At 71.0% G+C, this 21,876-nt stretch carries 21 protein-coding genes and 1 riboswitch; of the genes, 14 read left to right on the top strand and 7 right to left on the bottom strand.

Annotated elements, in window-relative coordinates; all coding sequences use genetic code 11:
• Complete coding sequence (locus LX12_RS03470; protein WP_253653077.1) at positions 1 to 609, bottom strand: TetR family transcriptional regulator; 609 nt, start codon at positions 607 to 609, stop codon at positions 1 to 3.
• 77 nt (positions 610 to 686) lie between these two features.
• Here LX12_RS03470 and LX12_RS03465 point away from each other — a divergent pair, with 77 nt between their 5' ends.
• Positions 687 to 1,532, top strand: a complete 846-nt coding sequence (locus LX12_RS03465) for an alpha/beta fold hydrolase (RefSeq protein ID WP_253653076.1) — start codon at positions 687 to 689, stop codon at positions 1,530 to 1,532.
• A gap of 20 nt (positions 1,533 to 1,552) precedes the next feature.
• The gene (locus LX12_RS03460; protein ID WP_253653075.1) at positions 1,553 to 2,575 is read left to right on the top strand and encodes an LLM class flavin-dependent oxidoreductase; all 1,023 of its coding nucleotides are present in this window, start codon (positions 1,553 to 1,555) and stop codon (positions 2,573 to 2,575) included.
• Here LX12_RS03460 and LX12_RS03455 read toward each other — a convergent pair.
• From LX12_RS03455 to LX12_RS03445, 3 genes are read right to left on the bottom strand one after another with little or no spacing between them, the layout of a single operon-like run.
• Entirely contained in the window at positions 2,572 to 3,573 is a 1,002-nt protein-coding gene (locus tag LX12_RS03455; RefSeq protein ID WP_372504916.1) for an ABC transporter substrate-binding protein, read from the bottom strand. The two genes, LX12_RS03460 and LX12_RS03455, sit on opposite strands and share 4 nt — an antisense overlap.
• A 14-nt stretch (positions 3,574 to 3,587) precedes the next feature.
• Positions 3,588 to 4,379 (bottom strand): ABC transporter ATP-binding protein, encoded by a 792-nt coding sequence (locus LX12_RS03450; protein WP_253653073.1) that lies wholly within the window; start codon positions 4,377 to 4,379, stop codon positions 3,588 to 3,590.
• Positions 4,376 to 5,380, bottom strand: a complete 1,005-nt coding sequence (locus tag LX12_RS03445; RefSeq protein WP_253653181.1) for a FecCD family ABC transporter permease — start codon at positions 5,378 to 5,380, stop codon at positions 4,376 to 4,378. The genes LX12_RS03450 and LX12_RS03445 overlap by 4 nt, the downstream gene beginning before the upstream one ends.
• Before the next feature lie 208 nt (positions 5,381 to 5,588).
• Positions 5,589 to 5,753, bottom strand: a riboswitch (cobalamin riboswitch).
• Between the two features lie 121 nt (positions 5,754 to 5,874).
• Here LX12_RS03445 and LX12_RS03440 point away from each other — a divergent pair.
• The 3 genes from LX12_RS03440 (at position 5,875) to LX12_RS03430 (ending at position 9,767) form a co-directional block, all read left to right on the top strand.
• Positions 5,875 to 7,620 (top strand): DUF3556 domain-containing protein, encoded by a 1,746-nt coding sequence (locus LX12_RS03440; RefSeq protein WP_253653072.1) that lies wholly within the window; start codon positions 5,875 to 5,877, stop codon positions 7,618 to 7,620.
• Between the two features lie 23 nt (positions 7,621 to 7,643).
• Positions 7,644 to 9,188 (top strand): carboxylesterase/lipase family protein, encoded by a 1,545-nt coding sequence (locus LX12_RS03435; protein ID WP_253653071.1) that lies wholly within the window; start codon positions 7,644 to 7,646, stop codon positions 9,186 to 9,188.
• A gap of 105 nt (positions 9,189 to 9,293) precedes the next feature.
• The gene (locus LX12_RS03430; protein ID WP_253653070.1) at positions 9,294 to 9,767 is read left to right on the top strand and encodes an OsmC family protein; all 474 of its coding nucleotides are present in this window, start codon (positions 9,294 to 9,296) and stop codon (positions 9,765 to 9,767) included.
• 43 nt (positions 9,768 to 9,810) lie between these two features.
• Here the strand turns inward: LX12_RS03430 and LX12_RS03425 are convergent, their stop codons facing one another.
• Both LX12_RS03425 and LX12_RS03420 read right to left on the bottom strand, forming a co-directional pair.
• Positions 9,811 to 11,277 carry an aldehyde dehydrogenase family protein gene (locus LX12_RS03425; RefSeq protein WP_253653069.1) on the bottom strand — a complete coding sequence of 489 codons (1,467 nt, stop codon included), beginning with the start codon at positions 11,275 to 11,277 and terminating at the stop codon, positions 9,811 to 9,813.
• A gap of 51 nt (positions 11,278 to 11,328) precedes the next feature.
• A complete protein-coding gene (locus tag LX12_RS03420) occupies positions 11,329 to 12,153 on the bottom strand; it encodes an SDR family oxidoreductase (RefSeq protein WP_253653180.1) in 825 nt (274 codons plus the stop codon).
• 501 nt (positions 12,154 to 12,654) lie between these two features.
• Here LX12_RS03420 and LX12_RS03415 point away from each other — a divergent pair.
• The 5 genes from LX12_RS03415 (at position 12,655) to LX12_RS03395 (ending at position 16,734) form a co-directional block, all read left to right on the top strand.
• The gene (locus LX12_RS03415; protein WP_253653068.1) at positions 12,655 to 13,626 is read left to right on the top strand and encodes an aldo/keto reductase; all 972 of its coding nucleotides are present in this window, start codon (positions 12,655 to 12,657) and stop codon (positions 13,624 to 13,626) included.
• 27 nt (positions 13,627 to 13,653) lie between these two features.
• Positions 13,654 to 14,661, top strand: a complete 1,008-nt coding sequence (locus tag LX12_RS03410; protein ID WP_253653067.1) for an alcohol dehydrogenase catalytic domain-containing protein — start codon at positions 13,654 to 13,656, stop codon at positions 14,659 to 14,661.
• Positions 14,662 to 14,741: 80 nt separating this feature from the next.
• Positions 14,742 to 15,236, top strand: a complete 495-nt coding sequence (locus tag LX12_RS03405) for a phospholipase A2 (RefSeq protein ID WP_253653066.1) — start codon at positions 14,742 to 14,744, stop codon at positions 15,234 to 15,236.
• Between the two features lie 22 nt (positions 15,237 to 15,258).
• Positions 15,259 to 15,561 carry an antibiotic biosynthesis monooxygenase family protein gene (locus LX12_RS03400; protein WP_253653065.1) on the top strand — a complete coding sequence of 101 codons (303 nt, stop codon included), beginning with the start codon at positions 15,259 to 15,261 and terminating at the stop codon, positions 15,559 to 15,561.
• 15 nt (positions 15,562 to 15,576) lie between these two features.
• Positions 15,577 to 16,734 (top strand): endonuclease/exonuclease/phosphatase family protein, encoded by a 1,158-nt coding sequence (locus LX12_RS03395; protein ID WP_253653064.1) that lies wholly within the window; start codon positions 15,577 to 15,579, stop codon positions 16,732 to 16,734.
• 25 nt (positions 16,735 to 16,759) lie between these two features.
• Here the strand turns inward: LX12_RS03395 and LX12_RS03390 are convergent, their stop codons facing one another.
• Positions 16,760 to 17,203 (bottom strand): VOC family protein, encoded by a 444-nt coding sequence (locus tag LX12_RS03390; protein WP_372504907.1) that lies wholly within the window; start codon positions 17,201 to 17,203, stop codon positions 16,760 to 16,762.
• Between the two features lie 28 nt (positions 17,204 to 17,231).
• Between LX12_RS03390 and LX12_RS03385 the strand changes: the two genes are divergently transcribed.
• From LX12_RS03385 to secA2, 4 genes are all read left to right on the top strand, one after another.
• A complete protein-coding gene (locus LX12_RS03385) occupies positions 17,232 to 17,822 on the top strand; it encodes a mismatch-specific DNA-glycosylase (RefSeq protein WP_253653178.1) in 591 nt (196 codons plus the stop codon).
• Positions 17,819 to 18,391, top strand: a complete 573-nt coding sequence (locus LX12_RS03380) for a DUF1990 domain-containing protein (protein WP_253653063.1) — start codon at positions 17,819 to 17,821, stop codon at positions 18,389 to 18,391. Before LX12_RS03385 ends, LX12_RS03380 begins: the two co-directional genes overlap by 4 nt.
• Before the next feature lie 7 nt (positions 18,392 to 18,398).
• Entirely contained in the window at positions 18,399 to 19,313 is a 915-nt protein-coding gene (locus tag LX12_RS03375; protein ID WP_253653062.1) for an alpha/beta hydrolase, read from the top strand.
• Between the two features lie 161 nt (positions 19,314 to 19,474).
• Positions 19,475 to 21,874: an accessory Sec system translocase SecA2 gene (secA2, locus tag LX12_RS03370; RefSeq protein WP_253653061.1), complete on the top strand. Its 2,400-nt coding sequence runs from the start codon at positions 19,475 to 19,477 to the stop codon at positions 21,872 to 21,874.
• The last annotated feature ends 2 nt before the right edge of the window (positions 21,875 to 21,876 follow it).

Raw genomic sequence — 21,876 nt, 5'->3', positions numbered from 1 at the left:
TCAGTTCGTTCCCACGGCCGCGTGCACGTGCGTGGCGAACCACGTCTGCCATCGCTCCGGCGTCCAGCCACGACCGTCGACGAGCATGAGATAGGTGCGCCGTGACGCGAGGACCCACACGGTGTCCACGGTTTCGTCGTCGGGCGTCGCGCCGAGGATGAGCGAGACCGCGTGGCGCACCTCGTCCCAGCGGTTCTGCTCCCGGACCCGCAGCCGCGCGGCCGCCTCGTCGTCGGTCACGGCAGCCTGGTCGAGCACGTTCTGGATCCGCGCCGACCGCTCGTGCGCACCGCGCAGCCAGGCCGACCCCGCCACGATCCGGGCGTCGCGATCGCCGACCCCCATCGCGCGGTAGTCCGCGAGAGCGCGCACCGCACCGCCCTCCCCGGCGGTCAGTGCGAAATCGATGCAGGCGTCGAGCAGTTCCAGCTTGCCGTCGAACTGCTGGTAGACCGTCTGGCGGGTCACGCCCGCGGCGCCGGCGACGGCCGCCATGGTCGTCGCCGACCACCCACGAGCACAGAACATCTCGGTCGCGGTCTCGACCACACGACGCCGGGACGCCTCCGCCCTCTCGGCGCGTACCGCCGACGTGTACTCGCGAGCCACGGGTCAGAGTCTAGACAGAATTCGGTTGACGCTGTGTAATGTGAAAACCGTTCGGCCCGCCCGCGTCAGGAGACGTCATGACCGCATTCACCGTCGACACCGAACTCGGTCGTCTCCACGTCGAGGCCCGGGCCGGGCGAGACCGGTCCCGCCCGCCGGTTCTGCTGTGGCACAGCATGTTCGTCGACTCGCGCAGCTGGGGACGGCTGGTCCCGCTGCTCGGCGACCGCGACGTGTTCCTCGTCGACGGGCCGTCGTCGGGGCAGAGCGAGCCCTTGCGCGCACCCGCCGACATCCCGGCGTGCGCCCGCGCCGCGGCGTCGATCGTCGAGACCGTCGGCGCACGGACCGGTGCGCGCGACGTCGACTGGGTCGGGACCGCCTGGGGCGGACACGTCGGCATGGAACTCGCTGCGACCCGACCCGATCTCGTCCGCAGCCTGGTCGCCATCAGCGCCCCGACGTTCCCGGTCCCGCCGGCGCTGCGGGCCAAGGTGCGCGTGCTGCTCCCGCTGTACCGACTCGTCGGCCCCCGCGGCCCGGTGCGGTCGGCGATCGTCGAGACCCTGTTCACCGACGCCACCCGGCGCGACGACCCGGACGCGGTGGCCCTGCTCGACGACTCGCTCCGCGGGTCGGGCCGCGCGATGGTCGCCGCGGTGCAGACGGCCATCTTGAACCGCACCGACCTGTTGACCGCCGCGACCCGGATCACCTGTCCCACACTGCTGGTCGCCACCGACGACCGTGGCGAGTGGACGGGTGGGCAGGCGCAGGAGGCCGCCGAGGTCATGCGCGACGCCCGGGTGGTCACGATCCCGGCCGCCCGCGTCATCCCGGCGCTCGAACAGCCCCGCGCCACCGCCGATGCCATCATGGGGTTCTGGGCCGAGGTGGCCGGGAGGGTGTCGCCGTCGCCGTGACGGCGGGGAGGATGGCGAGGATGCCGACCGCAGGACAGCCGCTGCGCAAGCTGGGGTTCCTGACCATCGGACGCTTCGACGGGGACGCCCCGCGCGACGGGCACCTGGAGACGATCCGCACCATCGAACGGGCCGAGGAACTCGGGTTCGACAGCGTATGGCTGCGATGCCGGCACCTGCAGTACGGGATCTCGTCGCCCGTCGCGATCATGGCGGCCGCGGCCATGCGCACCAATCGCATCGAACTGGGGACGGCGGTCATCCCGTTGGGCCTGGAGAACCCCTTCCGGCTCGCCGAGGACCTCGCCACCGTCGACCTGCTGTCCGACGGCCGGGTCAATCCCGGTGTCTCCGTGGGCACACCGATGCGCTACGACGACTTCCGCCACGCGCTCTACCCGGACACCCATGACGTCGAGGACTTCTCGAAGGAACGGGTCGCGCGGTTGCTCCGCCATCTGCGGGGCGAGCCGGTCAGCGACTTCGAGGGCACCGTGGGCATCGAGACGTACTCCCGGCGTGTGCAGCCGCATTCGCCCGGGCTGGCCGACCGCGTCTGGTACGGCGGCGGGCTGTCGTCGGCGATCTGGGCGGGGGAGCAGGGGCTGAACTACCTCACCTCGTCCGTGGTCACCACCGAGGGCTCCGATCCGGTCGACTTCGCCACCATCCAGGCCGAGCAGATCGACGCCTACCGCGCCCACCACCCCGACCCGTCGCGGGCGCGGGTGTCGCAGGGCCTCGTCGTCATCCCCACCGACTCCGCGACCCCCGACCAGGTGCGCCGCTACCGCGAGTACGCAGACGCGCGGTTCCCTCGCACCCTCGAACCGCAGGGGCCTCGACGGATGCTGTTCGCGCCGGATCTCGTCGGGCCCTCCGACGAGCTCGCCGAACGACTCCACGCGCATGCGGGGTTCCAGCGCGCCGACGAGGTCGCCTTCGCACTGCCCTTCTCGTTCACCGAGGCCGACTACGCGCAGATCATCGAGGACATGGCGACCCGTCTCGGACCCGCACTCGGGTGGGCACCCGCGAGCTAGAGGCCTTTTCCGCGGAGGTAAGCGGCCAACGCGGTGATCGTGGCCGGGTTGCGCGGGCTCTCCACGAGCGCCGCGTACGGGAACGAGACGAAGTTCCCCTCCCGGACCGCGGTGGTGCCGGCCATCAGGGGTTGCGCCCGCAGCGCGTCGATCTTGGCCTGCACCGTGTTCGACGGGCCTGTGCCGTAGTCGACGATCACGATCACCTGCGGATCGGCCTGCGCTGCGGCCTCCCACGAGACGGAGGTCCACGAGTCGTCGAGACCGTGGAACGTGTTGACACCGCCAGCCTTCTCGATGATCTCGTCGGGCCCGGCGGTGCGTCCGGACGTGAACGGCGTCGGGTCGGCGCTGTCGAAGAGGAAGACCCGTGCCCGGCGATCACCGGGCGGCGCGCCGGCCGCGGCCCGCGCGACCTCGGCGCGGTAGTCGCGGATCAGCGCGGCCGCGCGGTCGCGGACACCGAAGATCGTCCCCAGGTTCGTCAGGTCGTCGTACAGCGCGTCCAGCGGACGGGTGATCCCGCGCCGGGTGCTGCCGGGCTGACGGCACGCCTCGGTCAACTGGTACGGCGTCGCACCGATCCCGCGGATCCAGTCGGGCGTGACACCGGTGGACTCCTTGAACCCGTAGTTCCACCCCGCGAAGACGAAGTCGGGGTCGGCGGCCTGGATGACCTCGCGGGTGAACGCGGTGCCCAGCGACCGGGTCGAGGTGAAGTCGGCGCGCCACGGCGACGTCGCCACGTCGCGCTCCTTGCCCTCGTATGTGGTGTAGCCGGCCATGTGGCCGGTGAGGCCGAGGGCGAACATCATCTCGGTGATGCCGGTGTCGTTGGTGACCGCACGCCGCGGTGTCGCCGGCACGCTCAGCGGCGCACCGCAGTTCGTGACGCGTACCGCGTCGGCGGGGTCCGACGGGCGCGCAGGGTCGTCGACGTCGGCTCCGCAGCCTGCGAGCACGACTGTGGCGGCGAGCAGGGTGAGGGCCGGCCGGATGAGGCGCGGGACGGTCATCGGGGGTTCCCTTCGTCGAAGATGATCTGCGGCACCCCGAGTCGGGGATGGGTGACGACGTGTCCCACGATGCCGAACCACGTGCGCACGGTGTCGGCGGTGAGCACCTCGGCGGGTGTCCCGGCGACGACGACCCGACCGTCGGACACGACGGCGAGGTCGGTGCAGAACTGCGCGGCGATGTTCAGGTCGTGCAGGGCCGCCAGGACCGTGACGCCGCGCCGCCGGGCCGCCTCCAGCACGCCGTACTGGTGGCGCACGTCGAGGTGGTTGGTCGGTTCGTCGAGGGCGAGCAAGGGCGCGTCCTGCGCGAAGGCGCGGGCGATGAGGACGCGCTGCGACTCGCCACCGGAGAGGTCGCTGAATCGCCGATCGGCGAGGTGGGTGACGCCTGCGTCTGTCATCGCGCGTGCGCAGGCCTCGTCGTCGGCCGCCGACAATGAGTGCAGCAGTCGGGTGTGGGGGAGGCGTCCGGTCCGGATCACCTCGCGCACCGAGAAGTCGAGGAACATCGCGCTCGACTGTGTGAGTGCGGCCACCCGACGGGCATTCTCCCGCAGCGGTATGTCTGCCACGTCGGTGTCGCCGACGACCACACGGCCCGCGTCGGGCGAGAGAGCGCGGTACAGGCAGCGCAGGACGGTCGTCTTGCCGCTGCCGTTCGGGCCGATCAGCCCGACGAAGCGCCCTGCGCCGACCTGCAACCGGAGTTCGTCGAGAATCGTCGTCCCACCGAGGGTCACGGTCACCTCGTCGTAGCGGACGGCCGGAGCGTCGGTCGTGGTCACGCGACGGTCCGTTGTCGACGCAGCATGAGGAGCACGAACGCGGGCACGCCGACGGCAGCCGTGATCGCACCGATCGGGAGGTCGTAGGGCGGGACCACCGTGCGCGCGACGATGTCTGCGGCGACGAGGAACGCCGCGCCGAGCACCGGCGTGAGGACCAGCACGCGTCGATGCCCCGACCCGACCAGCAGTCGGGCGACGTGCGGCAGCACGAGCCCCACGAAACCGATGGCGCCGCAGACGGACACGATCACCCCCACGACGCCGGCGGCACCGAGGAACAGCAGCAGACGGAAGCGTCCGGCGTGGACGCCGAGGCTCGCCGCGACGTCGTCGCCCATCGCCAGCGCGTCGAGGTGACGGGCGCCGAGCAGGGCCAGTCCCGAGCCCGCGACCGCGACGATGCCGACGAGCCAGACCGAGTGCCAGTCGGCGGCGGCGAGGCTGCCCAGGAGCCAGAACATGACGCTGCGCGCGGCGTCGCCTGCAGGCGCCAGGAAGACCAGGACCGTCGTGACGGCCGAGAACCCATAGCCCAGGGCGGTTCCCATGAGGACCAGACGGAGCGGTTCGAGCCCCGACGGGGTCCGCGCCAGGAGCAGGACCACGAGAGTCGCGACGACCGCCCCGAGGAACGCCGCCGACGGCAGGGCGTACATGCCCAGGCCGCCGAGAGCCCCGAACAGGACGACGGCCGTCGCACCCACCGACGCCCCCGACGAGATGCCCAGCACGTACGGGTCGGCAAGGGGGTTCCGCACCACCGCCTGGATGACGACGCCCGCCACACCGAGCCCCGCCCCGGCGGCGGCGCCGGTGAGGACACGGGGCAATCGGGACTCGACGACGATCCGATAGTCCGGGACCGCGGAGGCGTGGACTCGGCCCCCGGAGAGGTCGGCCCACAGATAGCCCAGTGCGTCCCGGGCGGGGATGGGCACGGTGCCGACCACGAGACCGACCAGCCCGACGACGACCAGAGCCACCACGGACAGGACCATCACAGGCGCGAGGCGGCCACCGGTGTCCCCGGTGAGGGCCTGTCGTCCGACGACCACGTACGGACCTTCCGTCGATCGCGGTCGACGGAAGGGCGCAGACGGCCGAACCGATCCGGGGGCGGACGCCACGGATCACCAGGGCTGTGCCGCACCAGCCATGTCCCACGAGGCCGATGAGCGACCGCACCTTCGCCGGCGCGGCCGACACCGGCAGGTCTTCGGACTCCCGGGCACGGCATCGGTCGATGCCACCTACCTGCGACTGCTTCCCGGCGCGAGCCAGTGCGTGTCCGTCGCGTCGTTCCCGATCACCGCTGCGGGGCAGTTCCGGATTCGCACCGGATTCCCTCTTGCCGTGTCCCGTCGCCGACCGCGGTGGTGCGTGCGGAGGGGCGTCGGGACACACCGACGTCGCGGGTGACGCTACACGCGCTGTCATCTGTCTCCGCGAACTGCAGACCAAGCGAGCGCTTGGTTGCTAGCGTGCTGAGACCATGGGATTCATCACGCAGGACTCCCCGCAGGTGGACTTCGCGAAGTGGAGCCGGGGAACGCGGTCGGAGAAGATCCGTCCGATGGCCCACCACTGGGCCGAGGTCGGGTTCGGCACGCCGGTGGTGTTGCACCTCTTCTACGTCCTCAAGATCGCCGTCTACGTCCTGGTGGCGTGGGCGATCGCGGCGGCCACACCCGGCGTCGGCGGGTTCGCCGACGTCGCGCGGTGGTACGACGAGCCGATCGTGTTCCAGAAGGTCGTCCTCTACACGATGCTGTTCGAGGTCATCGGCCTCGGATGCGGCTTCGGCCCGCTGAACAACCGCTTCTTCCCGCCGATGGGCTCGATCCTGTACTGGCTGCGCCCCAAGACGATCCGTCAGCCGCCCTGGCCGGGACGGATCCCGCTCACCCGGGGCGACGAACGGACACCCGTCGACGTTCTCGTCTACGGGGCACTGCTGGTGATGCTGGTGATCGCCCTCGCGAGCGGCGGCACCGGGCCGCAACCGTCGCTCGACACCACTGTCGGGCTGCTGCCGCACTGGCAGATCTGGACGATCCTCGCGCTGCTCGCGGTGATCGGACTACGGGACAAGACGATCTTCCTGGCCGCCCGCGGTGAGGTCTACGGCGCCTTCGCGGTGACGTTCCTGTTCACCGCGCCCGACGTGATCGTCGCGAGCAAGCTGCTGTTCGTCGTCATCTGGATGGGTGCGGCGACGTCGAAGCTGAACAAGCACTTCCCGTTCGTCGTGTCGACGATGATGTCGAACAACCCGATCATCCGGACCAAACGCCTCAAGCGATCGTTCTTCGAGAACTTCCCCGACGACCTGCGCCCCGGCCGACCCGCCCGGTGGATCGCCCACGCCAGCACCGTGATCGAGATGTGCGTCGGCCTGGTGCTGTTCGCCTCGACGGGCGGGTGGCTCACCTGGGTCGCGGCGGCGGTCATGCTGATCTTCCACTTCGCGATCCTCTCCGCGATCCCGATGGGCGTGCCCCTGGAGTGGAACGTCTTCATGATGTTCGGCGTGGTGGCGCTCTTCGTCGGCCACGCCGACCTCGGACTCGGCGACCTCGAGAACCCCGGCTGGGTGATCGCGCTGGTCGCCGTGAGCGCGGGCACGGTGGTGCTGGGCAACCTCCGTCCGGACCTCGTGTCGTTCCTGCCCGGCATGCGCTACTACGCGGGCAACTGGGACACGGGCCTGTGGTGCGTGACCCCGGCCGCGTCGGCGAAACTCGAGGCGGGGATCGTCGCGATCGCGGCGCTGCCGGCCTCCCAGCTCGAGCGGGTCTACGGCGGTCTGGAGGGCGCTCAGATCGCCATGTACAAGGGATATGCGTTCCGCGCCTTCAACACCCACGGTCGCGCGCTGTTCACGCTGGCCCACCGGGCGATGGCCGGTCGACCGGAGACGGACTACGTCCTCACCGACGGTGAACGCATCTGCAGCATGGCGATGGGGTGGAACTTCGGCGACGGCCATCTGTCGAACGAACAGCTGATCGCGTCGCTGCAGCGTCGGTGTCACTTCGAGCCCGGCGAGGTCCGGGTGGTGCTGCTCGAGGCGCAGCCGATCCACCGTCAACGGCAGCGCTACCGCCTCGTCGACGCCGCGACAGGGGAGTTCGAACGCGGCGAGATGCGCGTCGCCGACATGGCCACCCGGCAACCGTGGGACGACGACCTGCCGGTGACCGTCACCTGGACGCGGGAGGCATCGGCCGAGGTCTGACCGGCCTCGGGGAGAATGGTCGGGTGAGTTCACTCGAGGTCGCGACCGCGCAGGGCACGGTGCGCGGCACCGTCGACGCCCACACCGGCATCCGTCGCTGGAAGGGCATCCCGTACGCCGCACCCCCGGTCGACGACCTGCGGTGGCGGGCACCCCGGCCGCCGGAGCCGTGGACGGGCGTCCGCGACGCGTCCACCTTCGGCCCCGCGGCACCACAACCACGGTTCCCGATGTTCGACATCGGCGAGGGGGTGAGCGTCTCCGAGGACTGCCTGGTGCTCAACGTCGCGGCACCGGAATCGGCAGGACCGGACACGCTCAGGCCGGTGATGGTGTGGATCCACGGTGGCGCCTACATCGTCGGGTCGGGCAGTCAGCCGATCTACGACGGGCCGCGGCTCGTCCGCGACGGCGAGGTCGTCCTCGTCACGATCAACTACCGCCTCGGCCCGTTGGGGTTCCTCGAGCTGACCTCGTTCGGCGACGAGACGCAGACCTTCGACACCAACCTGGCGCTGCGCGACGTCATCGCGTCGCTGGAGTGGGTGCGCGACAACATCGCCGCGTTCGGCGGGGACCCGGAGTCGGTGACCGTGTTCGGCGAGTCGGCCGGCGGGGGCATGGTGACGACGCTGATGGCGGTGCCGTCCGCACGCGGGCTCTATCACCGGGCGATCGCCCAGAGTTCGCCCGCGACGTCGATCTATGACGCCGCGCGGGCTCGGATCGTGGCCGAGCAGTTCCTCGAGAAGGTCGGGGTGGCGCCCGAGGACGTCTCCCGGCTGCGAGACCTCCCGGTCGAGACCTTGCTGAAGGCCTCGAATGCACTCTTCGACGCCGTCCCGACGGCCGCGCCGGGTCGCCTGGCCTTCGCGCCCGTCGTCGACGGCGACGTCCTGTCGGAGTACCCGATCGACGCGTTCCGGGCGGGTCGCGCGGCACCGGTCCCGTTGGTGATCGGGACGAACAAGCACGAGGCGGCGCTGTTCCGTCTCATCCGGTCACCGATCATCCCCATCAAGGCCGACGCCATCCGCGCCATGTTCTCCCAGATCGCCGTCGAGCGGCCGGAACTCGTCATCCCGGCCGAGGAGGACGTCATGTCGGCCTACTCCCGGGTCCGCGAGAAGGCCCGCGGCCTGGCCGTCGCCCGCGACCTCGCTTTCCGGATGCCGACGGTGTGGCTCGCCGACGGGCACAGCACGGTCGCCCCGGTCTACCTGTACCGCTACGACTGGGCGTCCCGGCTGCTGAAGGCGCTGGGCATCGGGGCGACCCACGCGACCGAGCTCGGCTACGTGTTCGGCGGTGTGCGGTCGCGCAAGCGCAGCGTCGAGTTCCTCCTCGGCGGTCATGCGGTCGCACGTCGGGTGTCGGAACGGATGCAGCGGCGATGGACGACCTTCGCGGCCACGGGCCGTCCCGACGGGGGAGCCGTCGATCCGATCTGGCCCGCATGGGACACGCAGACCCGACGAGCCCTGGTCATCGACGCCGGCGATCGTGTGGCCGACGTCGACGCGGGTCTCCGGGCCGCCTGGGGCGACGAACCCCTCAGCTTCCGCTGATGTTCCCGTCGGCCGGGTTCCGGTCGCGCTGATCGCAACCCGCTCCCCGCACGCGTGCCATGAGGCATCCTGGACCGGTTCCGTCAGCAATCGAAAGGGCCGTCCATGTCCAGCACGATCCGCACGTCCGTCGTCCCCTTCGTCGTGGAGGCGACCGGTTCCGGGGTCGCGCAGCACCTGATCGCTCAGGGCGACAACAAGCACGAGTTCGACACCGACGCCTACCCGGCGTTCGGCGGCAAGGACGCCGCGCCCAGCCCGCTGCTGTACGCACTGGGTGCGCTGACCTCGTGCAACCAGGTGACCGCGTCCATCGTCGCCAAGGACCTGGGCATCTCGCTGGGCGAGTTCACCTTCCGCATCCAAGGTGACCTCGACACGGCGGTGTTCGTGACCGGCGCGGAGGGCAACGCCAACTTCGACAAGGTGACCGTCGACGTGACCGTGCAGTCGGATGCCGACGAGGCGACCTTCCAGAAGTTCGTCTCCGAGGTCGAGCGTCGCTGCCCGGTCAGCCAGCTCTACATCCGGTCCGGCCTCGACTTCTCCAGCAACTGGACGCAGGCGGAACTGGGCTGACACCGCCCTCCCCGACACCTCGCCGGACCCGGCGTGACCGCGCTCAGATCGCGTAGTCGCGTCGGGTCCGCTGTATCCCGACCCAGTGGTCGGTCGTGAACTCCTCGATGGCCCACTCGCCGCCGAAGCGACCGATGCCGGAGGCCTTCTCGCCACCGAACGCGGTGTTGGGTTCGTCGTTGATCGTGGTGTCGTTGACGTGGGTCATGCCGGCCTCGATGCGGAGGCCGCACTGCACCGCGCGGTCGACGTCGGCGCTGAATACCGCGCTCGACAGCCCGTAGTCGGTGTCGTTGGCGATCGCCACGGCGTGATCCTCGTCGTCGGCGCGGATGACCGTGGCCACCGGACCGAACACTTCCTCGCGCGCAGTGGCGACCGAGTTGTCGCCCACGACCACGCACGGCGGGAGGACCAGCCCCGACGGCCCTGTCGGCTCACCGCCGCCGACCACCTCGGCGCCGTCGTCGTGGGCCTGGGAGATCTTGTCGCGGATCGAGTCCCGTTGTGAGGAGTTGATGATCGGGCCGATCTGCGTGTCGGCATCGCGGGGATCGCCCACGCGCAACGCGGTCGTCCGCGCGCACAGTTTGTCGACGAACTGGTCGTGGATGCTGTCGTCGACGATGATGCGGTTCGTCGCCATGCACACCTGACCCTGGTGGAAGAACGACCCGAAGACCGCCGCGTCGACGGCGCGGTCGACGTCGGCGTCGTCGAGGACGACGAGCGGGCCGTTCCCGCCGAGTTCCAACGACTTCTTCGTCAGGGGTGACTGCTGCGCCAGGTGTTCACCCACCTCGGTCGACCCCGTGAACGAGGTCAGCCGCGACGACGGATGCCCCGCCAGGTGGTCACCGATCTCCGAGGACTTCCCGACGACGACACTGAGCAGGCCGGGCGGGAGGCCCGCCTCGTCGAAGATCTGCGCGAGGAGCAGTCCCCCGGTGACGGGGGAGTCGCTGGCGGGTTTGAGCACCACCGCGTTGCCGACCGCGAGTGCGGGCGCGACCGATCGGTTGGAGAGCTGCATCGGGAAGTTCCACGGGCTGATCACCCCGACCGTGCCCAACGGACGCCGGTAGACCCGGTTCTCCTTGCCGTCGATGAGATCCCCGGGCAGCATCCGCCCCGCGACGCGGCCGGGACAGGACGCCGACTCGAGCATCACCGCCCGGACGGCCAGCCACTCCCATTCCGCCCGCGGTCGGATGGCGCCGAGCTCGCGGGTGAACCACCCGACGATCTCGTCCTTGCGCCGGGTCATCACCGCCGCGGCCTCGACGAAGACCTCGGCGCGGTCGGACGCCGACCGAGCCGCCCACGCGCGCTGCGCGTCGGCGGCCGCTGCGAACGCGTCGTCGACATCGTCGGTGGACGCGTTCGCGATCTCGACGATGGTCTCGCCGGTGTAGGGGTCCAGGTCGGTCGTCACCGACTTCGCCCTACCGCGGCGCCAGTCGCCGGCGATGGGCATCGTGTCGAATACGGCCGACTGTGTGCTCGTCATGCCCGGGCGGGTGCCCGCCGACCGGGGCACGTCAAACGCGCGGGGCGACGATCAGCCCTGGGCCTCGACGGCGACGGGTTGCCACTCCTCCCAGGTCGCCAGTCGCTTCTCGTAGTCCGATTTGGCGATGCCGAGCGGGGCCTCCCCGAAGAACACGCGCAGCGGAGGGGTCTCGGCGTCGACGACCTTCAGGATGGCCCGCCCGGATGCGGTCGGGTCACCCGGCGTCGTCGACCGCTGCGCGCGAGCCTCGTCCGCGGCCTCGTGGATCTCGGCGTAGGCGTCGATGGGCGTCGCCCGCTTCGCCGACGATCCGCCCCAGTCGGTGGAGAACCCGCCGGGCTCGACCAGCGTGACGTGGATGCCGAACGACTCGACCTCCTGCGCGAGCGACTGCGAGAACCCCTCCAGCGCCCACTTGCTGGCGTGGTACAGCCCGACGTTCGGGAACGCGCTGATGCCGCCGATCGACGACACCTGGACGATGTGGCCGGACCGCTGCTCGCGCAGGTACGGCAGCGCCGCCTGGGTGACCCACAGCGCACCGAAGACGTTCGTCTCGATCTGGGCGCGGGCCTCCGACTCGCTCACCTCCTCGACGAAGCCGAACAGGCCGTACCCCGCGTTGTTCACCACCACGTCGAGGCGTCCGAAATGGTCGTGGGCGCGGGCGACGGCGGCGAAGTCGGCGTCGCGGTCGGTGACGTCGAGCTCGATGGGCAGGATCGCGTCGCCGTACCTCTCCACGAGGTCGTCGAGCGAGGACGTGTCGCGGGCGGTGGCCGCGACCCTGTCGCCCCGGTCGAGCGCCGCGACGGCCCACTCGCGTCCGAAGCCTCGGGAGGTGCCGGTGATGAACCAGATCTTCTCAGCCATGTGCGGGGCCAACGACGATGTCCGGTTCACCCTTCCCGGACCGGGCCGCCCCCGGACCGACCGGGGCCCGGTGACCCGCGCGCCGAGTTCCCCGACCCGGCGGCGCAATTCGCGGTCGGCGGTGACGACGACACAGTCGCTCACCGTGTCGAGGCCGGCCACTACGGCCACTATCGCGTCGTCTCCGGACCCGTCGGCCTCGACCACCTCGACGGTCGGTGTCGACGCGACGCCGCGCGCCGCACCCTCGACGACGAGAAGCACCCTCCCCGGTCCCGAACCGTCGACACCGGTCGCGGCGAGACCGGCGATCTCGTCCCGCAGCCGCTCCGTCGCACCGCGTCGGTCACGCCACCACCCGTCGGGTCGTGACCCCACCACGTTCGCGGCGTCGACGACGATCACGGTGCCTTCCACGCTGCGAGCCTATGTCCGGTTCGTGCCGCAACCGACGACCGTGGCTAGCGTCGACGGGAGAGACGTCGGAGTGAGGAGAGTGTCGTGGACTACGTGAACGTCGGGCGCAGCGGACTGAAGGTGTCGCGGATCTGCCTGGGCTGCATGAGTTTCGGCGAGCCGGACCAGGGACCGCACGAGTGGACGCTGCCGGAGGACCAGTCCCGGGACATCATCCGGCACGCCCTGGAGCAGGGGATCACCTTCTTCGACACCGCCAACGTGTACTCCGCGGGATCGAGCGAGGAGATCGTCGGACGGGCACTGCGCGACTTCGCCGACCGCGACGACATCGTGCTCGCGACCAAGGTCTACAACAACGGTCGCCCGCATCCGAATGAGCGCGGATCGTCGCGCAAGGCGATCATGACCGAGATCGACGCCAGTCTGCGGCGACTCGGAACGGACTACGTGGACCTCTACCAGATCCACCGGTGGGATCCGACGACGCCGATCGAGGAGACGATCGAGGCGCTGCACGACGTCGTGAAGGCGGGCAAGGCCCGCTACATCGGGGCGTCCTCGATGTTCGCGTGGCAGTTCTCGAAGTCGCTGTACACCTCCGAGCTGCACGGCTGGAGCCGGTTCATCTCCATGCAGGACCACTACAACCTCCTGTACCGCGAGGAGGAGCGCGAGATGCACCCGCTCTGCGCCGACCAGGGCATCGGCGTCATCCCGTGGAGTCCGCTCGCGCGCGGTCGGCTCACCCGCGACTGGGACACCGAGACGACGCGGAGCCAGACCGACCAGTTCGGCTCGACCCTCTACGACGAGGGCGACAAGGCCACCGTCGACGCGGTGTCGGACCTGGCCGGGAAACGCGGTGTGCCGCGCGCGCAGATCGCCCTGGCGTGGGTGTTGCACAAGCCGGTGGTCACCGCGCCGATCATCGGTGCAGGCAAGGTCGGTCACGTCGACGACGCCGTCGCGGCGCTGGACGTGTCGCTCTCCGACGACGAGATCGCGACGCTCGAGCAGCACTACCGCCCGCGCCCGATCGTCGGCTTCTCCTGAGAGCGGTCGCTGCGGCAGGCTGAGGCCGTGAGAGCAGTCGTGTACGAGCGCTTCGGCGGCCCCATCGAACTCCGCGACGTCGCACCCCCGGTGTGCCCCGACGACGGTGTCGTCGTCGCCGTCGCGGCGACGGGACTGTGCCGATCGGACTGGCACGGCTGGCAGGGGCACGACCCCGACATCCCGCTGCCGAGCGTGCCCGGCCACGAACTGGTCGGCACGGTCGTCGAGGTCGGCGCGGGCGTGACCCGATGGTCGCCCGGAGATCGCGTCACCGCGCCCTTCGTGTGCGCCTGCGGGACCTGTCGCAGCTGTCGTCGGGGCGATCACCAGGTGTGCGAGCGACAGGAGCAACCAGGCTTCACCCACGCCGGCTCGTTCGCCGACCTCGTCGCCCTTCGCCACGCCGACGTCAACCTCGTCGCCGTCCCCGACGCGGTGTCCGACGAGGCCGCCGCCGGTCTCGGGTGCCGGTTCGCCACCGCCTACCGCGCTGTCACGGCGGTTGGCGCGGTACAGGCCGGGGAGCGCGTCGCCGTCCACGGTTGCGGCGGGGTGGGTCTGGCCGCCGTCATGATCGCCGCCGCACGGGGCGCGAGCGTCGTCGGCATCGACCCGTCGGCGACGAGCCGGGCCCTCGCCCTCGACGTGGGTGCGGCGCAGGTGGCCGAATCCGCCGACGGGCTCGACGAGATCGACTGCTCGCTGGACGCGTTCGGCTCACCGGCCACCATGCGCGCCTCGATCGGGACCCTGCGGCCCCGCGGTCGACATGTGCAGGTCGGGTTGCTCGGCGCCGACGTCGACCCCGCCGTCCCCATGGGCGCCGTCGTCGCCCGGGAATTGCAGGTACTCGGCAGCCACGGCATGGCCGCGCACGAGTACCCAGCGATGCTCGCCGACATCGCCGCCGGACGGCTCGCGCCGCAGCGGTTGCTCGGCGAGGTCATCGGACTGGCGGACGCGCCCGGACGGCTCGCCGACCTCGGTCGCCCCGGCGCGGGTGCCGGTGGCGTCACGGTGATCCGGATCTGAGGCGCACCTGTCGGTGAGCGTTCACCGGCGGTTCAGCGGAGTCACGGCGCAGGGACGACGCGAGATGGTTCGCTTCGCTCATGACCAAGCTGCATGCCCTGATCGCCGCGTCCGCGCTCGTCGTGTTCGCCCTCGTCGGCGACGGAGCACTCGCCCACGCGACACCGACCGAGCAGTACCCGATCTCGCCGGAGGTGCAGGCCGCGTCGCAGGTGTACCCGGGGCCGCCGCTGTCACAGCAGTCGCGGACCACGCTGCGAGCGACCGCCTTCGTCACCGTCCCGAGCGAATACGTCTACAACACGAGCCTGGAACCCGTTGCGCGACAAGACTACTGCACGTCGTCGCCGGACAGCTACTTCGCAGCGGACTTTCGCGGACCCTGCGCGCGCCACGACCTCTGCTACGACGCGGCCGACCGTGCGGGGACGTCGTACACCGCCTGCGACGCCGCCCTGCGCACGGACCTGAAGACGAACTGCGCGTACGCCTACGGCACGAGCGGCACCGGGTACTCCACCTGCGCGGCGACCGCCGACATCTACTGGGCGGCGGTCACCGCGGCACACCTCTGACGCCCTGGCGCATACTCGCCCCATGATCCGCAACGTCGTGATGGGGCGGCTGCGCGCCGCCGAGGGTGAGCAGGCCACGCAGGACCGGGCCCGCCTCGAGGGCGCTCTCGCAGGGATCGCCGCGCTGGACCTCCCCGGGTGTCTCGCCAACCACACCGGCCTGGACGCCGGTCTCCGGGACGGCGGCTGGGACTTCGCGATCACCAACGACTGGGCGACCGCCGAGGACTACCGCGGCTACGACGTCGACGCCGAACACAACGTGCACCGTGCCGAGATCGGCGCCGTCGCCGAACAGATCGCGCGCGTCCAGTTCGAGATCTGACGCCGGCGGTCGGCGATGGCTCTCACGGTCGAACCGCGCGTGCACGGTGTCCGACGCGTCCCGCGCGTCCGGGGCGCCGCACTCCCGCCGATCCCCGCACCCCGTCACCGCCCGGGACTGGTGGAGACGGTGGGCACCGCGATCCGTGACCGCGGGTGGTGGCCGGTGCCCGCGACAGCGATCGGCGCCGCAGTCGGGTCGGTGTGGTCGCGGCCGCGGGCCGGGGCCGCGCTGGGCGCGGCGACTGCTCTGGGAGCCGCTGCCGCGGCGACCGCCATCGGTCCACGGACACCGGTCGTGCCGGTCCGGGCCGCTGCGGATCCCGCGGTCCGCGCGCCCGAACGCATCCGCGTCGTCGAGTTCAACGTGCACGGCGGGATGGGCGGCTCGGGGGAGTTCCTCGCGACCCCGGCCAAGCTCGACCGGTTGGCGCAGGCGATCGCCGACCTCGACCCCGACATCGTGCTGCTCCAGGAGCTCGACCGGTTCGCGCTGCGGTCGACGTTCAGCGACACGCTGCGCGCGCTGGCCCGCCGCCTGCACCCCACCGGCGCGACGATGTCCGTCACCGCGGAGAAGGTCTACGGGCGGCAGGAGGGGCCGGGGATCCTGACCTTCCACGGCATCACGCTCACCGATGCCCGCGGACTGCGGATCGGCGACGCGTTCGGTGACGACTGGGCCCGACGCGCCCGCTCTGCCCTCGCGCTGTGGGCCGGCGCCGCGGGTGGTCGCTGGGGACTGCGTCGTCGCTGGTTCCCGACGACCACCGAACACCAGCCGCGGGGCGCCGCCGACGCCATGGCGGTGACACCGGCGGGGACCGCGATCCGGATCGTCTCGGGGCACTTCAGCTCTCCGCACGACGGCGTCGACGAGGTGGCCCGTCAGGTGGCGCCCGTGCTCGACACCGTCCGACTCTGGCCGGGACCCACCGTGGTGGGTGCGGACTTCAACACGCAACGCGACTCCGCCGAGTACGCCGCGGAGACGCGGCTGGCACAGGCGGTGGGACTCAGCGACGCCGGTGTCGCGACGCGTCCGACGAGCGATCGGGTGTATGCGTCCGCCCAGTTCACCGTCCTCGACGCCGCCGTCGTCGACCGCCCCGAGGGGACGCCGCCCGTCAGCGACCACTCACCGGTCGTGATCGACCTCGAACTGCGTCCCTGACGTGGTCCGGCACCCGGTCGACGACTCAGCCGAGGTGGACCGTGCCGTCGTCGTCGACGTGCCACCCGGGGTTGTGGGCGACCTCCCAGACCACGCCGTTCGGGTCCCGGACGATCGCGTGGAAGATGCCGCCGAACGCTCCGTCCTCCGGCGCGGTCACCACGGTGCCGCCGGAGGCTGCCATCCGGTCGACGACGGCGTGCACCGCGTCGCGGTCGCCGACGTTGTGCGCGAGCGTCACCCCCGCGACGATGTTCGTGGTCGCGCCCGCAACGTCGGCCGCGAACTTCTCGGCCTCGAAGAAGCCGAGCACCAGGCCGGGTGCCACCTGGAAGAAGACGATCTCGTCGGCGACGTCGAGCAGCGGTTCCCAGCCGAGCCCGTCGACGTAGAAGCGGCGCGCCGCGTCGAGATCGGCGGTCGCCAGCGTCATGAAGTGCACACGTCGGTCCAGGGGAGCACCGGTCATGGCTCGACCGTAGACGGGAGGACACGTCATCGGGTTCCGTCGTGACGAGTTGCTCGCCCACGAGAACGCCGTCGTCGACGACCTCGTCGACGACCGGTGCCGGCTTCTGTTCGTCGGCATCAACCCGAGCCTGTGGACCGCGGCGACCGGCGCCCACTTCGCCCGGCCCGGCAACCGCTTCTACCCGGCCCTGTTCCGCGGCGGCCTCGTCGACCGCGTGATCGACGCCTCGTCGGGGATGTCGCCGACCGACCGCGAGGTGCTGCTCGGCGCCGGCATCGGCATCACGAACATCGTCGCGCGGGCCACCGCACGCGCCGACGAACTCGACGACGACGAGCTGCGCGCCGGCGCGCGCCGCCTCGAGGAGACGGTGCGTGCCGTCGGGCCGCGGGTGGTCGCGGTCGCGGGGATCACGGCGTACCGCACCGGGTTCGGGCGTCGCAAGGCGGCCACGGGGGAGCAACCGGAGGACCTGGCCGGGGCACGACTGTGGGTGGTCCCGAACCCCAGTGGACTCAACGCGCACGAGACCGTCGACACCCTCGCCCGCCACTACCGTGAGGCGGGCGTCGCGGCCGGACTCCATGTGCACCCGCGGCGATACGGTGGGGCATGACCGAGCAGCGCTCGACCCCGTTGGCACCCGACCGCGCCGCGGACCTGCGCGCCGCCGACCTGACCTATCGCGACGTCGGGGCGACGCTCACCGGACTGCCGTCGGGCTATCACCATCTGCACCACGACGGTGCCGTCGGACACGGACGTGAGCGCTTCGAGCAGTGCGCCGCGGCGGTGCTCGCCTGGCAGGTGCAGCTGCGATCGGGGGCGCGCGTCGCGGCGACCGACGACCCGCTGGTGGAGGGCACCGTCGCCGACGTCGTGCTCGGTCCGGGGCCGCTGGCCCTGCGCGCCCCGGTGCGGGTGGTGCGCGTCGTCGACGAACCGAACCGGGCGGGCTTCGTGTACGGCACGCTGCCCGGCCATCCCGAGGACGGGGAGGAGGCGTTCCTCGTCCACCTCGACGACGACGGCACCGTGCGCCTGGCGGTCACGGCGTTCTCGCGGCCGGGGTCGCTGCTGACGCGGGTGGGCGGGCCGATCGGTCGGGTCGCCCAACGGATCATGGCCCGGCGCTACGTGGCGGCGATCAGGTCGCTGCGACCCGGCGTGTGGCCCGCGACATAATCACCCCATGACGACGGGGCCCGAGGCGTATCCACGCGAGGACATCACGGTCGACTCGCACGGCACCCGCTGCGCGGGGTGGCTGTACCGGGCCGAGGCGGCCGACGGTGAACGACGCCCGATCGTGGTGCTGGGCCACGGCCTCGGCGCGGTGAAGGAGATGCGGCTCGACGCCTATGCGGAGCGGTTCGCCGACGCGGGATACCACGCGCTGGCCTTCGACTACCGGCACTTCGGTGCCAGCGGCGGCGAGCCGCGCCAGCTCCTCGACGTCGACCGTCAACGGGAGGACTGGCACGCCGCCATCGCCCACGCGCGGTCGCTGCCGGGTGTCGACCCCGACCGTGTCGTCCTCTTCGGGTCCTCGTTCGGCGGCGGACACGTGCTGGTCATCGCGGCGCAGGACCCGCGCGTCGCCGCGGCGATCGCGCAGTGCCCCTTCACCGACGGGATCGCCTCGGCACGCGCCAGCATGGGGCCGTCGTCGCTCGCCGTCACCGCCCGCGCCGTCGCCGACACGCTCGCCGCCGCACGCCACAAGCCCCGGGTGTTGGTGCCGCTGGCGGGACGACCCGGCCAGACCGCCCTGATGAACACCCCCGACGCGCTCGACGGCTACCTCGCCCTCGTGCCCGAGGGGATGTCCTTCTCCGACGAGGTCGCCGCGGCCGTGGCCCTGCGGATCCCGCGGGACAAGCCGGGCAAGGTCGCGAGGTCGGTGACGGCGCCGGTCCTGTTCGGCGTCTGCGAGAACGACACCGTGGCCCCGGCCGCCGCGACGATCAAGCACGCCGAACGCATGCCGAACGCCGTGATCAAGCGCTACCCGGTCGGCCACTTCGACATCTATCTCGGCGACGCCTTCGAGACCGCGGTCGCCGATTACGTCGACTTCCTCGACGAAGTCGTCGGCGGGGTCTGAGTCGACGTCGTCGGCGGGGTCTGAGTCGACGTCGTCGAAGGGGTGTGACCTCGACGGCGTGATCTCCCGCAGGTCGGCGGGCCGTCCCGCGTACGGTGGGGTCGGCCACGGGGCGCGGGGCGGGCAGGCCCCCGTGCACGTCAGACAGGAGTGATCGGTCAGTGGGCAAGCTCTCCAACAGGATGTGGCGGATGCTGGGCGCGCAGGCGACGCGCAACCAGTCGAAGTCGGTCGCCCTCATCACCAAGGCCTCCTCGCACGACGACTGGGCCGCGGGGTTGTCCGACGACGAGTTCGCGTCGGCGGCGGAGAAACTGGACATCACCGATCCCGCGGGGGACGACCGCGCGAAGTTCCTGGCCCTGGTCCGCGAGGGTGCCGAGCGCTCGCTGCAGATGCGCCCCTTCGACGTCCAGCTGCAGGGCGCGCTGCGCCTGCTCGAGGGCGACATCGTCGAGATGGCGACCGGTGAGGGCAAGACCCTGTCGGGCGCGATCGCGGCCGTCGGCTACGTGCTGCTGGGCCGCCGCGTGCATGTCATCTCCGTCAACGACTACCTCGCCACGCGCGACGCGGAGTGGATGAAGCCCCTGTTCGACCTGTTCGACATGACCTCCGGCTCGGTGTCGGAGTCGTCGACGAAGGACGAGCGCCGTACCGCCTACGCCGCCGACGTCACCTACGCCTCGGTGAACGAGATCGGGTTCGACGTCCTGCGCGACCAGCTGGTCACCCGCGAGGAGGACCTGGTCTCCCCGACACCGGACGTGGCGATCATCGACGAGGCCGACTCGGTGCTCGTCGACGAGGCGCTGGTGCCCCTCATCCTGGCCGGCGCCACCACCGGCGAGGTGCCCGACAAGCTCATCCACGACACCGTGGCCAAGCTGAAGAAGAACCACTACGAGATCGACACCGAGGGCCGCAACGTATTCCTCACCGACGAGGGCGCGGAGTTCGTCGAGGCCGAGCTCGGCGGCATCGACCTCTACTCCGAGGAGCACGTCGGCACCACGCTCGTGCACGTCACCATCGCCATGCACGCGCACATCCTCGTCGAACGCGACGTCCACTACATCGTCCGCGACGGCGGCGTGCACCTCATCAACTCCTCCCGCGGCCGTGTCGCCCAGCTGCAGCGCTGGCCCGACGGCCTGCAGGCGGCCGTGGAGATGAAAGAGGGCCTGGCGCAGACGGATTCGGGCGAGGTCATCGACACGATGACCGTCCAGGCGCTCATCGGTCGCTACCCGACGGTGTGCGGCATGACCGGCACCGCCCTCGCCGCCGGCGAGCAGTTCCGCCAGTTCTACGACCTCGCCGTCTCGCAGATCCCGCCGAACACCGACAACATCCGTGTCGACGAGCCCGATCGCGTGTACGACACCAAGTTCCACAAGGCCGAGGCGATCGTCGAGTTCGTCAAGGAGATCCACGAGACCGGCCAGCCGGTGCTCATCGGCACCCACGACGTCGCCGAGTCGGAGGAGCTGGCGCTGCTGCTCGAGCGGGCAGGCGTCAGCAGTGTCGTCCTCAACGCCAAGAACGACGCCGAGGAGGCGGTCATCATCGCCGAGGCCGGCGCACTCGACGCCGTCACGGTCTCGACGCAGATGGCCGGTCGCGGCACCGACATCAAGCTCGGCGGCAGCCGCGGCGAGAAGGACGGCAAGTCGACCGGTGCCCGCGACCAGATCGTCGAACTCGGCGGTCTGTGCGTCGTCGGGACCGGACGTCACGACACCGAGCGGCTCGACAGCCAGCTGCGCGGACGTGCGGGTCGTCAGGGTGACCCGGGGCGCAGCGTGTTCTTCTCCTCGCTGCAGGACCCGGTGGTCACCAAGAACCTGTCGTTCAAGCGGGATCCAGAGTCGGAGAACGAGGACGGGTCGATGGGGGAGCGCGGCATCGAGCTCATCGAGCAGGCGCAGCGTGTGGCCGAGGGCATCATGCTCGAGCTGCACGCGAACACCTGGCGCTACAACAAGCTGGTCAACCAGCAGCGCGACATCGTCGTCAAGCGCCGCATGGAGGTGCTCACCACCGACATCGCCCTGACGGAGTTCGAGGAGTCCGAGCCGCAGCGGTACGCCGAGCTGACGGGGACGGCCGGCTCGTCGACGACTCCTGAGGACGCTGCCGACGAGTCCGACGGCGCGCAGGCCTCGGCGGTGGCCGTGAAGACCGACCCGGTGCCGCGTGACGTCCTCGTGCAGGCGGCCCGCGAGATCGTGCTGTACCACCTCGACCGCGCCTGGGCCGATCACCTGGCCTTCGTCGCCGATGTGCGCGCCAGCATCCACCTGCGGTCGATCGGCCGGGAGAGCCCGCTCGACGAGTTCCACAAGCTGATCCTCGACGCCTTCGCGACCCTTCCCGCCGAGGCGGTGGAGAAGGCGCGCACCACCTTCCGCGAGGCGACCATCACCGCCGACGGCGTCGACCTCGAGGGCGCGGACCTGCGTCGCTCGACGACGACGTGGACCTACATGGTCCACGACAACCCGTTCGCGTCGGGCGGGGCGAAGACGCTGCAGGGGATCATCGGCATCTTCCGCTGACC

Origin of the sequence: Williamsia serinedens (genome assembly GCF_024171725.1) — a bacterium.
Lineage (GTDB): Bacteria > Actinomycetota > Actinomycetes > Mycobacteriales > Mycobacteriaceae > Williamsia_A > Williamsia_A serinedens.
The sequence above is the reverse complement of the archived record's forward strand: the minus strand, read 5'-3'. Positions and strand labels throughout refer to the sequence as shown.